Here is a 15,279-nt window from a genome sequence, read left to right as displayed (position 1 = left end):
ACATGTACAAGCAAGGCAGCAATACGTTCAGGTACTTCGTTGGCGTCAACTCACTCGCACAGATCGCCACGCGCGAGGATCGCGTGTGCGTGCTCAACATCCTGGGCGGTGAATCGTCGGACGTGACGCCGGTGAGTCACGCATTCTCGGGCGGTAACGTCGTATTCGGCACCGCGCCGGGCAAGGGCGGGCAAGTGCTCGCGACGCCGGCCGGCGATATCCCCGTGTACAACAACGTCCGTGAGGGGCTGCAGGCGGGACACCGGTTCAACTGCGGCGTCGTTTACCTGCCGCCGTCCGCGGCCCGCGACGGCGTCGCTGAGCTGATTCGCGTGAATCCCGAGCTGCGGAAGATTTTCATCATCACCGAGAAGATCGCGGTCCACGACGCCCGCGAAATCCGCGCGATGGGCCAGCAGGCGGGCATCGACATCTTCGGCGCGAACGGCCTCGGCGTCGCCGATTCGTGGAATCGCGTGAGGATCGGCGGAGCGCTCGGCGGCGACAATCCTGACGATTCGTTGCGCAAGGGCTCGATCGCGATCTTCTCCAACTCCGGTGGCTTCAGCACGACGATTGCGCAATACCTGCGCATGGGTGGCTGGGGCACGTCGACGGTCATCTCGAGCGGCAAGGACGTCTACATCCACTATGCCGCGCCGGAATTCGCGTTCGCACTCGCCAACGATGCGCGCAGCAAGGCTGCGGTGCTTTACTGCGAACCGGGTGGCTACTACGAGGCCGATGCGGTCTTCACGAAGCCAGTCGTCGCGTGCGTCGTGGGTCGGTGGAAGAGCCGCCTCACGCGGGCAGTCGGCCACGCCGGCGCGATGGCCGGCGGCAACGACGATGCGCAAGCCAAGGAACGCTGGTTCATGCAGAAGTTCGGCGTCGAGCGCCTCTTCACGCCGGATGATCCATGCTGCTCGACGAAGGGTGCCGTGGTGACGAACATCGCGCACATCCCGGCCGCGCTGAGCGCCGTGATGCGCGCCAACGCGACGATGCCCGATTTCGAGTCGGAGGGCAGTCTCGCACTCAAGCCGTGGTTTGGCTCCGATCAGGGCATCGCGCTGCCGGAGGGCCTCGGGATTCCGGTCGTGGAAGCTGTTGCGCCGTATAACGAGCAGGTCCATCAGGTCAATCGGCAGATCGGCGTGATCGCTCCGCGCCAGGCGCTCAAGGACGCATCGGGCGCGTCGCAGATGGATGCGAAGACGCAGGTGAGCAGCCTGCACGGCGCGTCGATGCTGGAGGCCGCGACGCGTTCGCTCGAAGCGAACGTCGGCCTTGCCCTGCTGCACGAGTTCGGCGGAGAAAACGACGAAAAACTCATCGATGTCGCGATCGCCGCATTCGTCAATCTGCACGGCAGGCCGGAACTCGCGGCGGCGCAAGCAGCACGCGAGGCCGGCAATGCACCCAACGCCATTCTGGCCGCCGCGGCGTCGATCGTCGGGCCGAAACGTCAGCGCGCGGCGCGGGACGTCACCAGGTGGCTGATCGATCGTTTTGCGGCCGCTGGTCTTGCCGACGCGCTGAATGAAACCTTCGACGTCGCACGCATCGACGCAAGCGGCTGTGAACAGTTCTTCACCGACTCCCGCGATCCGCTCGCCGAAGCAATGCTCGCGGGACTCGCCGCGCGCGGCGCGAAATCGGCGTTCGTGCGCTGGCTCACGTCTCAGCCCGCTCACCCGACCGGCGACGCGGTGCTGGCCGCGATCACGACGACGCTGGCGTGGGGCCCGCTCATGCGCAAGCGCATCTCGCGCGTGACCGCCGAAAGCCTGCCCTGGTGGAGCATGCTGTTTGGGACGCTGATCGGTGCATCGGCTGACGCATCGCGGCATCGCCCGGACGGTTTCTGCGGCTTCTCCACCGACGAATTGCTGAACGAGCGCAGTCTCACCGAAATCGGCTTCGCCGCGCTGCTCAACCTGAAGCCGGGTCCGGACGACCTGTTCGCCTTCAAGACGCTCGTCGGTCTGCTGCTCACCAACGGTCCGGGAGCCATCTCGGCGCAGGGAGCAAAGGGCGCGGTATCCGCCGACGGCCCGGAAAGCCCCGAGCGCGTGCAGCTCAACAAGGCGCTGGTCGGCTTTCTCTCGCATACCGGCTACACGCACGGCGGGAACGGGTACGAGGGTATCGCGTTCCTGATGGATGCTTTCAGGGAAACCGCGCTGGACGATCCGTCGAAGCCCGGCCACGGCGTGGACCTGCGCTCGCTCGCCGAGCGCTCCGTCGAGCGCTATGCGCAGTACAAGGCGCGGCAGAAGCATGCGGGCAGCCTCGATATCGCGAAGCTGCCGGGCGTGAACCATCCCGTCTTCAAGGACAGACCGGTCAACCACGACCCGCGCGAAGTGTTCATCGCGGAACTGCGCGGGAAGCGCGGTGAATACAACGTGTTCCATGCGTACTACCGCGAGCTGGTGCAGGCGTTGTTCGAGGCAGGCGTCTCGCGCAACGTCTATTGCGTCAATGTCGATGCGGTGATCGCCGCATTGCTGCTGAAGATGCTGTGGCAGCCGCTGCAACGTGGTGAATTCAGCGAGTCCGATCTCGAAACCGCCGCGTTCACGATCTTCCTTTATCCGCGCATGCTCGGATGCGCGGCGGAAATCGACGATCACCTGAACCGCGGACGCAACATGGACACCCGAACGCCCGCGTCCCAGTGCCGCTTCGTAGCTTGAGCGCTTCGCCGACACTGATAACCAACGGACATCAATCGTTTCGAAAATAGCACTTATCGTTTCGTGTGGTCCGAGCGAACATTCGACAAACAACAAATCGCCCGAACACCGCAAGTTCAAAATTTCTGGAGACACCTCGATGCATCCCTCCTCACCCCCGCTGGCCCCCGGGCAATCGAAGGCATTCGCCGTGCTACGCGTGACGGCAGGCAACTTCCTGGAGCAGTTCGACTTCTTCCTGTTCGGCTTCTATGCCACGCAGATTGCCGCGGTCTTTTTCCCGGCGGGGAGCGAGTTCGCTTCACTGATGATGACGTTCGCAGTGTTCGGCGCGGGCTTCCTGATGCGGCCGCTCGGCGCGATCATCCTCGGCGCGTATATCGACGATGTCGGTCGCCGCAAGGGCCTGATTGTCACGCTGTCGATCATGGCGAGCGGCACCATCCTGATCGCGTTCGTGCCCGGCTATGCGACGATCGGACTATTCGCCCCGGCCTTGGTTCTCATTGGCCGTCTGCTGCAGGGCTTCTCCGCGGGTGCGGAACTGGGCGGCGTATCGGTTTATCTCGCCGAGATGGCGACGCCGGGCCGCAAGGGTTTCTTCACGAGCTGGCAGTCGGCGAGCCAGCAAGTGGCGATCGTCATCGCTGCCGCGCTCGGCTTCTCGCTCAATCAGTGGCTCGATACGGCGGCGATCGCTGCGTGGGGATGGCGCGTGCCGTTCTTCGTCGGCTGCATGATCGTGCCGTTCATCTTCATCTTGCGGCGCAATCTCGAGGAAACGCAGGAATTCAAACAGCGCCAGCATCGCCCGAGCATGAAAGAAGTCTTTACGACGCTCGTGCAGAACTGGAATGTCGTGATCGCGGGCGTGCTGCTGGTCGCAATGACCACCACGAGCTTCTATCTGATCACGGTGTATGCGCCGACGTTTGGCAAGACGGTCCTGCATCTGAGCACCGCCGATAGCCTGCTCGTCACGCTGTGCGTGGGGATCTCCAACTTCATCTGGCTGCCGATCGGTGGCGCCCTATCGGACCGGATCGGACGCCGTCCGCTCCTTCTCGGAATGACGATCCTGGCAATTGCGACCGCCTACCCCGCGCTTTCGCTGCTGGCTCACGCGCCGAGCTTCGTCAACATGCTGCTCGTGCTGCTCTGGCTCTCGTTCATGTACGGGATGTACAACGGCGCGATGATCGTCGCGCTCACCGAAGTGATGCCGGTCGAAGTGCGTGTCGCTGGATTCTCGCTGGCCTACAGCCTCGCGACGGCGGTCTTTGGCGGTTTCACACCCGTTATCTCGACCGCGCTCATTCACATGACGGGCGATAAGGCCGCGCCGGGCTACTGGATGAGCTTCGCCGCGGTGTGCGGGCTCGGCGCCACACTCGCACTGTATCGGCGCCATCGCATTCCGCTGCATGCGGCTTCCTGAAGCATCGCTTCGCTCCTCGAACTTCAGCCTGACGTTCTTTCAACCATGAAATCCATCCTTCTGAAACTCTGCGCCGCGGCGCTCCTCGGCAGCGGCGCCGCTGCGGCGAACGTGCAGGCCGCCGATCTGCACGTGATGAGCTCTGGCGGCTTCACCGCCGCCTACAAGCTGCTCGGCCCCAAGTTCGCGGCGTCCACAGGCAACACGCTCGATACCGCGCTCGGACCGTCGATGGGCAAGTCGCCGGAGGCCATTCCGAACCGGCTTCAGCGCGGCGAGCCCGCCGACGTGGTGATCATGGTCGGCTATGCACTCGACGACCTCATCAAGCAGGGCAAGGTGATCCCCGATTCGCGCGTCGAGCTCGCGGATTCGCGCATCGGGATGGTCGTGCGCGATGGCGCGCCGAAGCCCGACATCGGGTCTGAGGCGGCGCTCAAGGAAACCTTGCTGCATGCCCGGTCGATCGCTTACTCGGATAGCGCGAGCGGCGTCTATATCGAGCGCGAGTTGTTCAAGCGGCTCGGCATCGAGGAACAGGTGAAGAACAAGGCGAAAATGATCCCGAAGATCCCGGTGGCGTCGGTGGTTGCAACCGGCGACTACGAAGTGGGATTTCAGCAGGTGAGCGAGTTGCTCCCGGTGAAGGGCGCGGCTTACGTCGGCAAGATTCCGGAGTCGATACAGTCCGTCACGCGCTTTGCGGCCGGCATCCCGGTCGGCGCGCAGCATCCGAAGGAGGCGAAAGCGCTGCTCGACTATCTCGCGTCGCCCGCCGCGCAGCCGGAGGTGACATCGACCGGGCTCGATTCCATCGCCACGCATTGAGACGACGGCAACAATTCAGCCCGGCAGGTCGGCGGGCTGATCGAAAGCTTCTTCGGGCGCATGCGCCAGGCTCAATGCATCCTTCAGACGCGTTCGGTCGCAGGCGCGCTCCCACATCGATACGAAGATCACCGCGCAGGCGTTGCTGATCACACTCGTCAGGGCACGCGCCTCGGACATAAAGCGATCGATGCCGACCAGTAGCGCGACGCCTGCAACCGGCAGATCGGGAATGACGGTGAGCGTCGCGACGAGCGCAACCAGTCCGCTGCCCGACACGCCCGCCGCGCCCTTCGACGTGATCAGCATGACCACGAGCATCGTCGCGATCCGGCCGCCCGAGAGGTGTACATCGCACGCTTGCGCGATGAACATCGAGGCGAGCGTCAGGTAGATCGCCGTGCCGTCGAGATTGAAGGAATAGCCGGCGGGCAGCACGAGACCCACGATGCCCTTGTCGCAGCCAAGCGCTTCGAGCTTGACGATGAGACGCGGCAGCACCGGTTCGGTCGACGACGTCGCGAGCACGATGACGAGTTCCTCGCGAATGTAGCGCAGCAGACGCCAGAGGGAGAAGCGATGCAGGCGTGCGAGGGGACCGAGCACGCAGACGACGAACAGCAGGCACGCCGCATAGAACGACAACATCAGCATGCCGAGCGAGCCAATCGAACGGATGCCGAAACGGCCCACCGTAAACGCCATCGCGCCGAACGCCCCGACGGGGGCAAGCCGCATGATCAGCGCGAGGATGCGGAACAGCACGTGTGCGACGCTATCGATGAATTCCTGCACTCGCCGTCCGGCGCTTCCGCTGGCGTTCAGTGCGAAGCCGAACAGAAGGGCAAGCAGCAGGACCGGCAGAACCTCGCCTTTCTCGAAGGCGCCGACGAGCGTCTCCGGAATCAGATGCAGTGCGAACTCGACGAGCCCGTGCGACTGCGTGCGCGTCGAATACTGCGCCAGGATGGCCGTGTCCAGATGATGCGCGTCGATGTGCAGTCCCGCACCCGGATGCAGGGCGAACGCGGTCGCCAGGCCCAGAACGAGCGCAACGATGGTGAGCACGTAGAACAACGCGAGCGCCTTCAGGATGGTCCGGCCGATCTTCGAGCCGCTCGCAAGCGACGTGATGCCGATGACGATCGTGCAGAAGACGATTGGCGCGATCATCATGCGAACCAGCGCGACGAACGCATCGCTGAGCGGTTTCAGCGACGCGCCTACCTGTGGCCAGAAGTGCCCGACGGTCATGCCGAGTCCCATTCCAAGCAGGACCTGGACGTAAAGCAGCCGGAATGGCCTTGGCAGTGTCATTTCGGGGTCTTCTTCGCCGCGCGGGCCATGCCGCTGCGCTTCGTGTCGAGAATCGTCTGATAGAACTGCTGCGCGGCCGGCGCGAGAGGACGTCCCCGGCGTCTGACAATACCCACTCGCCTCGTCACGACCGGATCGACGAGCGCCACGCTGGTCAAAATCGGATGATCGCGCATGGGCATTGCCATTGAAGGCACCGCTGCCACACCGAGTCCCGCTTCGATCAGGCCGAGCATGGTGGTGACATGGCGAGTCTCGCAAACGCTCGGCGTTGCCGGCGCCACCTTGGTCAACGCCTGATCGAGCAGCAGGCGGTTGCCAGAAGTCTTGTCCACGGATACATATTCGTGTTCATAAAGCTCGTTCCAGGTCACCTGCTTTTTCCGGGCAAGGGGATGATCGCGACGGCACGCGGCGACGAACCGTTCCTGCAGCAGGACCTTGAACTCGACCTCGGTTTCCTGGCTGCCCATGAAGCTGACGCCGAAATCGGCTTCACCGCTGATGACCGAGCCGAGCACTTCGTTGGCGCTCGAGTCCAGCAGCTTGACCCGGATACGCGGATAGCGGCTGTGATAGGCAGCAACGACGCTCGGCAGGAAATAGTAGGCGACCGACGGCACGCATGCGATGGTCACATGACCGAGGCGGCTGCTGGAGACGTCGCGGATGCCGAGCAATGCGACATCGAGATCGTCGAGAAGTTGTTCCGCGCTTGGGGCGAACACGCGACCTATGGTGGTGAGCGTCACGCTGCGGGTGGTCCGCTCGAAGAGCCGCACGCCGAGCGCCGCTTCGAGCTTCTCGATGCGCCGGCTCAGCGCTGGCTGCGAAATATTGACCGCCTCCGCTGCTTTGCGGAAGCTACCCAATTCCACGACAGCTCGAAACGCCTGCAAATCGTTCAGGTCGAAGTTGACACCCACGGGTCATCCTCCGCATTTTCGATGCGGCTATTTTGCATGATGCGGGTGAAAGCGCCCATTGAGGACAACACCCGGCGATTAGCCCGCGAGGGGGTTACCGAAGGCGGGATCGGGAGCCGACCCGATACGATAAGCGATAGTCAGGCACAGCGTTGCAGCGACACGAAGCCCGGACCGAAGGATGGCAAGAACAGCCGTCGTGACCTCGACTTGCAATACGCTTTGCGGGAGTTCGATTCCCGATGTGGAGAATAAACCGGTCGGCTATTTTTGCTGCAGTACACCCCTAAAAGCCAAGCCTGGCAGCGGTTTTCGGAGGATTTCAGTTTCGGGGGATGGGCAAAAATAGCCTTCCAGCTCGCCCCCGACGGCCAAAGCCATAAGTAAAGCGGACCCATTATCGTCTTTTTTATTGCTTTACCCGCTCCTCGTTCTACCCGACAGTAACCTCAGCGCGCCGCCACGGCAGCTTGCAGCCGAAACGCGATTGATCAGTGCTGACGGCTACCTATGACAATGATGACCTGCATTGCAGAAAATCTGCGGGTCCGGGAGACGAGTCGATGAGTCATATGGACAGAAGCTTAATCAACTACCGGCTTACGAAGTCAGGGGCCATTCACTTCGGCCAACACACGGCCGGCCCGGCCATGGGCATATCACCTTGCTGCTACCTCTATTAATGACGCGGGATTTATTGCGTCATCGCGATGCACGCCTGCAGGGACCTCTCGAACAGGTGATGCCTAACTGGGAATTAAGGAACACCGAAAATCATACCGCTCCGGCAATTTTCACCATTCCCAATATCAAGGATATCGATGTTTTATTATCTAAATTATCAAAAAGACAAGGCATCGAGACGAAGACTTCAATTAATGATTAGATCCCGGATAGCTTTTTATATTTAACCGACATTAATACTGGATTCGATATGTCTAACCAAGTGATTTTGCCGCGCATCCTTCAGGTCGGCGCCAACGCCAGCGAGACAGTTCCCGCGGTTCTGGCGACTCTCGGCTGCAGTCGCCCTCTGATCATCACTGACAAGATGATGGTGCAGCTGGGCTATGCCGGGCGCATTCAGGAAAATCTCGCCGCCAATGGCATGACAGCCGAAATTTTCGCTGATACGGTCCCCGAGCCCACGGTTGACTCGATTCGAGCTGGCGTGGAGAAGGCTCGCGCAGGAGACTACGACAGCATCATTGCACTGGGCGGCGGCAGTCCGATCGACAGCGCCAAGGCGATTGGCGTTCTTGCCAGGCATGGTGGAGAAATGCGCGACTATAAATTTCCGCGCATTGTTACCGAGGTTGGGTTGCCCATTATCGCGGTGCCCACCACTGCGGGAACCGGCTCGGAAGTGACCCGCTTCACGATCATCACTGACGAGCAGAACGACGAAAAAATGCTCTGTGTGGGCATTGGCTTCATGCCCGTGGCAGCCTTGGTCGACTATAACCTGACCCTCAGCCTGCCGCCGCGCGTCACCGCCGATACGGGTATTGATGCGCTGACCCACGCGATCGAGGCCTACGTTAGCCAGAAAGCCAACCTGTACAGCGACAGTCAGGCCTTGGCGGCCATGCGCTTGATTGGCCCCAATCTGCGTAAAGCCTATCGATCGGGCCAGGATACAGCCGCCCGCGAAGCCCTGATGCTCGGTTCGACGCTCGCGGGTGTGGCGTTCTCCGCCGCATCCGTGGCGCTGGTACACGGCATGAGTCGACCGATCGGCGCTTTTTTCCACGTTCCCCATGGCCTGTCCAACGCCATGCTGCTGCCCAGTGTGACCGCGTTCTCGATCCCGGCGGCGGAAGAACGCTACGCTGATTGCGCTCGTGCCATGGGCGTGGCCGACAGGCAGGACAGTACGCAGACCGCCAATGCCAGGTTGCTCGCTGAATTGCGGTCGATCAACGCTGACCTTCAGGTGCCGATGCCCGAACAATTTGGTATCGACCGCGAGCGCTTCTTCAGCTTAATGCCGACCATGGCACAGCAGGCTCTGGCCTCTGGCTCGCCTGGCAATAACCCACGCGTGCCCTCGGTCGCGGAAATGGTCGAGCTCTACCGCGGTCTCTGGTAAGCGAATTCCCCCTCAAAAAAACCGCATCTGATCTGTCGAAGTGACGGTCATTCAGATGCAACAACAGCTCTTGCCATCGGAAGGCAAAAGCCTATTCCCATCGCCCGTTTTTGTGGCACTTAGAACCTGTTCCAATCCCAGCAAGGAGTATGAAATGCAGCCCTTCAACGACGACGCAGACGTGGTTCACTTCATCAACGGTCGCCACGTGCCTGGCTCAGGCACTCGAAAGCAGCCGATATTCAACCCCGCGACCGGTTCTCCTGCACGCATGGTGCACCTCGGCGACGCGTCCGACGTAAGTGCCGCAGTAGCGTCAGGGACACGGGCATTCCAGGGATGGAGCAATACGCCCCCCATCCGTCGCGCGCGCGTCATGCGCCGCTTTCTCGAACTGATGAACCAGCACAAGGACGAGCTGGCAGCGATCATGACGGCCGAGCATGGAAAAGTGTTCAGCGATGCGCAAGGCGAAGTAGCACGGGGCATTGATGTGATCGAGTTTGCCTGCGGCATTCCGCAATTGCTGAAGGGCGATCATACGGAACAGGTGTCGACCGACATCGACAACTGGACGACCCGGCAACCCCTCGGCGTTGTCGCGGGAATCACGCCTTTTAACTTTCCGTGCATGGTTCCTTGCTGGATGTTTCCGATCGCGATCGCCGCAGGCAATGCGTTCATTCTGAAGCCCAGCGAGCGTGATCCGTCAGCTTCGCTCTACATGGCCCGCCTGCTGCAGGAAGCCGGGTTGCCTGACGGCGTGTTCAACGTCGTGCAGGGGGACAAGGTAGTCGTGGACGCACTACTCGAGCATCCTGACGTAAAAGCGATCAGTTTCGTCGGTTCGACGCCGATTGCCAACTACATCTACGAGACGGGGGCAAAGCACGGAAAACGGATCCAGGCGCTTGGCGGAGCGAAGAATCACATGGTTGTGATGCCCGACGCTGACATTGATCAAGCCGTCGACGCTTTGGTCGGCGCAGGCTACGGCTCCGCGGGTGAACGGTGCATGGCGATCTCGGTAGCAGTCCTCGTAGGCGACGTTGGGGACAAGCTGATTCCGCGGCTCGCTGATCGAGCACGCTCCGTAATAGTAAAGAACGGCATGGAGGCCGACGCCGAGATGGGGCCGATCGTCACACGTCAGGCGCTGGAACGCATTGAAAACTACATCGCGATTGGCGTCGAAGAAGGCGCGTCGCTGGTTGTCGATGGACGTGGCCTCAAAGTTCCGGGGCACGAGGAAGGCTTTTTTACCGGTGCCACGTTGTTCGACCACGTCACGCCCGAGATGCGAATCTATCAAGAGGAAATCTTCGGACCGGTGCTGTCCTGCGTCCGCGCGAAGGACTTTACAGAGGCCGTCGACCTGGTCAACGCGCACGAATTCGGCAATGGCGTCGCCTGTTACACTCGCGACGGACACATCGCGCGCGAGTTCGGCCGGAGAATAGAGGTTGGAATGGTTGGCATCAACGTGCCGATCCCGGTACCGATGGCGTGGCACGGATTTGGCGGCTGGAAGCGTAGCTTGTTCGGTGACACGCACGCGTATGGCGAGGAAGGCGTCCGGTTCTATACGCGTCAGAAGTCAATCATGCAACGCTGGCCGGACAGTATCGAGCAAGGTGCCGAATTCGCGATGCCGACGGCGAGATAGTCTTTCCACTGCAAAACCCGCTACAGCTCCCGTGCTGCCACATCCCGGCACGGGAGAGCACACCACCGGTCCTGAAGTAGCAGACCTTCAAATCCGAACGGAAGCGCCCGACATCATGCGCTGCGGCAAATGTCGACAACCGTGCGACCGCTCAGCTTTCCATCCATCATTTGCGCGGCTGCCTCCGGCACGTCGTGCAACGCTATTCGGTGCGTGAGTTCGGCGAGCTTTGCTCGATCCAGATTCGCAGCGAGCCGGTTCCACGCAATCTGACGATGAGCGATCGGACACATAACCGAGTCGATGCCCAGCAGTTTTATACCGCGCAGAATGAACGGTGCAACGTTCGCCGGGAACTCCATGCCTTGCGCGAGACCACACGCCGTCACGACGCCGCCATATTTCGTCTGTGCGCATGCGTTGGCAAGCGTATGCGAGCCGACAGAATCCACAACCGCCGCCCAGCGCTCTTTCTGCAACGGCTTGCCGGCTGCCGACAGCGAGTCCCGATCGACCACATCGGCGGCGCCGATACGCCTCAGAAAATGCGCCTGCTCGGGCTTGCCCGTCGACGCCACGACCGTAAATCCCCAACTGCTCAATAGCGAGATTGCCACGCTGCCCACACCGCCGCTCGCGCCGGTCACGAGGACTTCACCGTCGGCCGGCTTGACACCGGCCTGTTCCAGCGCAAGGCAGGATAGCATCGCCGTGTAGCCGGCCGTCCCGATTGCCATGCTTTCGGCCGTTGATAGTCCCTGCGGTACCGCAATCAGCCAGTCGGCCTTCAGGCGGGCTTTCTCTGCGAGGCACCCCCAGTGTGTTTCGCCGAGGCCCCATCCGTTGACGAGGACAATATCTCCCGCTTTCCAGCGAGAATCTGTCGATGTCACCACCTCACCGGCGCCATCGATACCCGCGACCATTGGCCAGGCGCGTACGACCGGACCGCGGTTCGTGACCGCTAGCGCGTCCTTGTAGTTAAGCGTCGAGTGCGCGATACGAATGAGCACTTCGCCGGCTGCGAGGGGATGCTCGTCGAGGGTTCGGTCATCGAGGCTGGTAACCCCGGCCGAAAAACCGCTGTCATTCTGCTGCAGATAAAGGGCTGAAAAAGCCATGCTTGTCCTCTCTGACGGTAAACGCAGGCGGTCAGGCATGGCGAAGTGATACATCCAGACAACATAAACCATTCAAGGATGTACCACTACGCCATGCCCGACGGCCTCCACGGGCATAAGACGATGTTTCAAAAAGAGCTACGGCTACTGTTAACTCAAACGCAAAGCTGTTAACCTCGACCGTTGTGACGAGCGGAGCGAGGAGATGGCCAGGCAAATCATCGACGACGAATTGTGGGCACTGATCGAACCACTTCTACCGCCAGCAAGACCGAGACGCTTCCGGTATCCAGGGCGCAAGCCCGTGGCCAATCGGGCCGCACTGACCGGGATACTGTTCGTGCTCAAAAGCGGCATTCGCTGGAGCGATCTGCCCGCCGAAATGGGTTGCGGATCGGGTATCAGTTGCTGGCGGCGCTTGCGCGACTGGCAACAGGCCGGCGTCTGGGATCGGCTCCACGAGATCCTGCTCGCAAAGTTGCGTGCCGCCGACCGGATCGATTTTTCTCGCGTCGTCATCGATTCCACTTCTGTTCGAGCGGTTGGGGCGGGCGAAAAACTGGACCGAACCCCACCGATCGTGCGCGACCCGGTTCCAAACATCACGTCGCCACCGACGCCAACGGTACGCCGCTCGCGGTCATCCTGACTGGCGCGAACCGCAACGACATCACGCAACTGCTTCCACTGGTCGATGCGATCCCGCCGGTTCGTGGCTTGCGCGGTCGACCACTTCGCAAACCGGCCCGAATCTATGCGGATCGCGCTTACGACCACGACAAGTATCGCCGGCCCTTGCACGCTGTCGGCATCCCCACATCGATCGCCCGGCGTGGCGAACCCCATGGCAGCGGTCTGGGTAAGGTCCGTTGGGTCGTCGAGCGAACCAATGCGTGGCTGCATGGATTTCGCCGCCTTCGTACTCGATATGAGCGTCGTGCCGACATCCATGAAGGGCTCCTTAAACTCGCCTGTTGCCTGATCTGCTGGCGAACACTTCGGCGCTCGGACGACTCTTTTTGAAACACTCTCTAAGGCGACAGGTGCCGCGGCAAGCAATGTCACGTCGCTATCTGTCGCGCCGCGCTTCTGGACCTCAGCCACTCCATCGTCACCAGAAGCAGGCTGGAAAATACAATCAGAATTGTCGCAAGGGCAGCAATCGTCGGAGTAATGTTTTCCCGGAGGCCGATGAACATCTGCAACGGCAATGTACCTTGTGTCGGACCCGCGATGAACATCGTGATGACGACATCATCGAGCGACGTTGCGAATGCAAACAGGGCTCCAGAAATAACGCCCGGCGCAATGATGGGCAGGGTGACGGAGAAGAACGTCTTGACGGGCGACGCACCGAGGCTCAGGCTCGCGCGCACGTAATTCTGGTTGAACCCGGCAAGGGTGGCGTTGACAGTGACCACCACGAATGGAGCAGCGATAGCGGTATGACCCAAAATCAGACCAAGGTACGACCCGGCTAACCCCCACTTCGCAAAGAACAGATACATCCCGACGGCAGTGACGATCACCGGCACGATCATCGGCGAGATCAAAATGCCGATCAGCGCGCCCTTGCCTTTGAACGTCGCCTTGTTGAGGCCTAACGCGGCCAACGTCCCGAGGACAGTGGCCAAGATCGTGGCAAGCGGGGTTACGATGAAGCTGTTTTTTCCGGCACGAAGCCAGTCAATGGACGTGAACAGATTGTGGTACCACTTGAACGAGAACTTGTGTATCGGATAGACCAGGAATGTATTGTCCGTGAAAGAAAGCGGGATGATCACCAGTATCGGCAAGACCAGAAAAAGCAGGATCATGACATTGGTCGATCGCAAAAAGTAGTGCCACGCGATCTCGGGAGCCGACGTATAAGGTGCAAAACGCGATACGGTCGTTTTCATGGTCCTAACCTACCTTCAGTTCGTTGCCGACGATCTTTCGATAAACACCGAAGAGTATCAACGTCACAAGAAGCAGAACCGCTCCCAGTGCGCACGCCATCCCCCAGTTCAAGGCCACGTTCGTGAAATAGGCGATGTAGTAGCTCACCATCTGGTCGCCGGCTCCGCCCAGCAATGCCGGAGTAATGTAGTAGCCCAACGCCGTGATGAATACCAGCAGTCCGCCGGCGCCGACTCCTGGCAGCGTTTGCGGAAAGTAGACCTTCCAGAACGCGCCGAACGGGTGACTACCCAGCGAGATCGCTGCCTTCGTATAGCTGGCTGGCACCGATTTCATGACGCTGTACAGCGGCAGGATCATGAACGGCAGGAGGATATGAGTCATCGAGATCAGCACCCCCGTCCGGTTGAACAGCAGTGTCAATGGAGACGATATCAGGTCCAGCGACAGCAACGCCTTGTTGACGAGGCCAGATCCTTGAAGGATGACAATCCAGGCGGAGATCCGCACGAGGATCGAAGTCCAGAAGGGAAGGAGCACCAGGATCATCAGCAGATTTGCCTTACCCGCCGGCAGACTGGAGATCCAGTATGCCAGGGGGTAGCCGAGGAGCAGCGCGGCGAACGTTACCAGGCCGCTAATCACGAACGTTCGCTGGAATACCTCCCGATATGCCGAGGCGCCTGGATCAACCGGAACGATGTCACCGGCAGAATTGCGACGGTAGTCCATCGTCGCGAGGAGATACTGGCTTGTGTATCGGGATGAATCTTTAGCTATTGCCTGCCAGTAACCGGGATCTTCCCAACGCCTGTCGATTTCGATCAGTTTTTGTCGAACCTCGTGCGCAGGCAGCGCTGAATCATTGTCGCCGAACGGAAGTGCGCTCGAAGTCTTGTAAAACAACGAACGGAAACCCTCCTTCTGCCCGTTCAGTCGACCGGCAGCGGTACCCGAACTGTTGTTCCCGCCGTTGCGCTCGATATCGAGCATCAGCCCGCGAAAAGCGTCATCCGGAACTGCCGATTTCCGATCCCAGTTTCGCAGCGCCGCCGTCGTGTCTGGCAACGCGTCAACGACTTCCGGACTCTGAATCGACCGCGAAATCATGGATGCAACGGGCATCACGAATACCAGAAAAATGAAAATAGCAAGAGGAGCGACCAGCGCCAGCGCCGCCATCTGCTTACGTAAATTCACGTTCCTGAGCGATCGCTTGAGCTCACGCAAATGCCAATCCTGCTGCTGAGTAGTTACCGCGCTCATGTCTCTCTCCTTCGCGTACCC

Annotated in this window: 11 protein-coding genes; 6 read left to right on the top strand and 5 right to left on the bottom strand. The window is 60.8% G+C overall.

From position 1 onward, the window contains the following. Positions 1-2 precede the first annotated feature (2 nt). The 3 genes from OKW45_RS27665 (at position 3) to OKW45_RS27655 (ending at position 4,968) form a co-directional block, all read left to right on the top strand. Entirely contained in the window at positions 3-2,702 is a 2,700-nt protein-coding gene (locus OKW45_RS27665; protein WP_429473374.1) for a CoA-binding protein, read from the top strand. Between the two features lie 139 nt (positions 2,703-2,841). After that, on the top strand, positions 2,842-4,140 hold the full coding sequence (locus tag OKW45_RS27660; RefSeq protein WP_429472276.1) for an MFS transporter: 1,299 nt from the start codon (positions 2,842-2,844) through the stop codon (positions 4,138-4,140). Between the two features lie 45 nt (positions 4,141-4,185). Continuing rightward, positions 4,186-4,968: a substrate-binding domain-containing protein gene (locus OKW45_RS27655; RefSeq protein ID WP_429472274.1), complete on the top strand. Its 783-nt coding sequence runs from the start codon at positions 4,186-4,188 to the stop codon at positions 4,966-4,968. A gap of 15 nt (positions 4,969-4,983) precedes the next feature. On the opposite strand, the gene dctA is transcribed toward OKW45_RS27655, so the two are convergent. Then, positions 4,984-6,285, bottom strand: a complete 1,302-nt coding sequence (gene dctA, locus OKW45_RS27650) for a C4-dicarboxylate transporter DctA (protein WP_429472272.1) — start codon at positions 6,283-6,285, stop codon at positions 4,984-4,986. Beyond that, positions 6,282-7,211: a LysR family transcriptional regulator gene (locus OKW45_RS27645; RefSeq protein ID WP_018419949.1), complete on the bottom strand. Its 930-nt coding sequence runs from the start codon at positions 7,209-7,211 to the stop codon at positions 6,282-6,284. The genes dctA and OKW45_RS27645 overlap by 4 nt, the downstream gene beginning before the upstream one ends. A 934-nt stretch (positions 7,212-8,145) precedes the next feature. On the opposite strand from OKW45_RS27645, the gene OKW45_RS27640 reads away from it, so the two are divergent. Together OKW45_RS27640 and OKW45_RS27635 are read left to right on the top strand one after the other, a co-directional pair. Then, complete coding sequence (locus OKW45_RS27640) at positions 8,146-9,303, top strand: iron-containing alcohol dehydrogenase (RefSeq protein ID WP_429472270.1); 1,158 nt, start codon at positions 8,146-8,148, stop codon at positions 9,301-9,303. Between the two features lie 154 nt (positions 9,304-9,457). Further along, a complete protein-coding gene (locus OKW45_RS27635; protein ID WP_429472268.1) occupies positions 9,458-10,969 on the top strand; it encodes a CoA-acylating methylmalonate-semialdehyde dehydrogenase in 1,512 nt (503 codons plus the stop codon). A 113-nt stretch (positions 10,970-11,082) separates the two neighbouring features. Here OKW45_RS27635 and acuI read toward each other — a convergent pair whose 3' ends face one another. Further along, complete coding sequence (gene acuI, locus OKW45_RS27630) at positions 11,083-12,090, bottom strand: acrylyl-CoA reductase (NADPH) (protein WP_429473373.1); 1,008 nt, start codon at positions 12,088-12,090, stop codon at positions 11,083-11,085. Positions 12,091-12,295: 205 nt separating this feature from the next. Between acuI and OKW45_RS27625 the strand changes: the two genes are divergently transcribed. Beyond that, positions 12,296-13,113 (top strand): IS5 family transposase gene (locus OKW45_RS27625; protein WP_429472266.1). Its coding sequence is split into 2 segments (ribosomal slippage): positions 12,296-12,644 and positions 12,644-13,113, totalling 819 coding nucleotides; the frame shifts between segments, so codons are not numbered across the junction. Positions 13,114-13,151: 38 nt separating this feature from the next. Here OKW45_RS27625 and OKW45_RS27620 read toward each other — a convergent pair. Then, the gene (locus tag OKW45_RS27620; RefSeq protein ID WP_018419953.1) at positions 13,152-13,991 is read right to left on the bottom strand and encodes an ABC transporter permease; all 840 of its coding nucleotides are present in this window, start codon (positions 13,989-13,991) and stop codon (positions 13,152-13,154) included. 4 nt (positions 13,992-13,995) lie between these two features. Next, the gene (locus OKW45_RS27615; protein WP_429472264.1) at positions 13,996-15,258 is read right to left on the bottom strand and encodes an ABC transporter permease; all 1,263 of its coding nucleotides are present in this window, start codon (positions 15,256-15,258) and stop codon (positions 13,996-13,998) included. Positions 15,259-15,279 lie beyond the last annotated feature (21 nt).

Source organism: Paraburkholderia lebeckiae (assembly GCF_050436225.1).
GTDB classification, from domain to species: Bacteria; Pseudomonadota; Gammaproteobacteria; order Burkholderiales; family Burkholderiaceae; genus Paraburkholderia; species Paraburkholderia tuberum.
The sequence above is the reverse complement of the archived record's forward strand: the minus strand, read 5'-3'. Positions and strand labels throughout refer to the sequence as shown.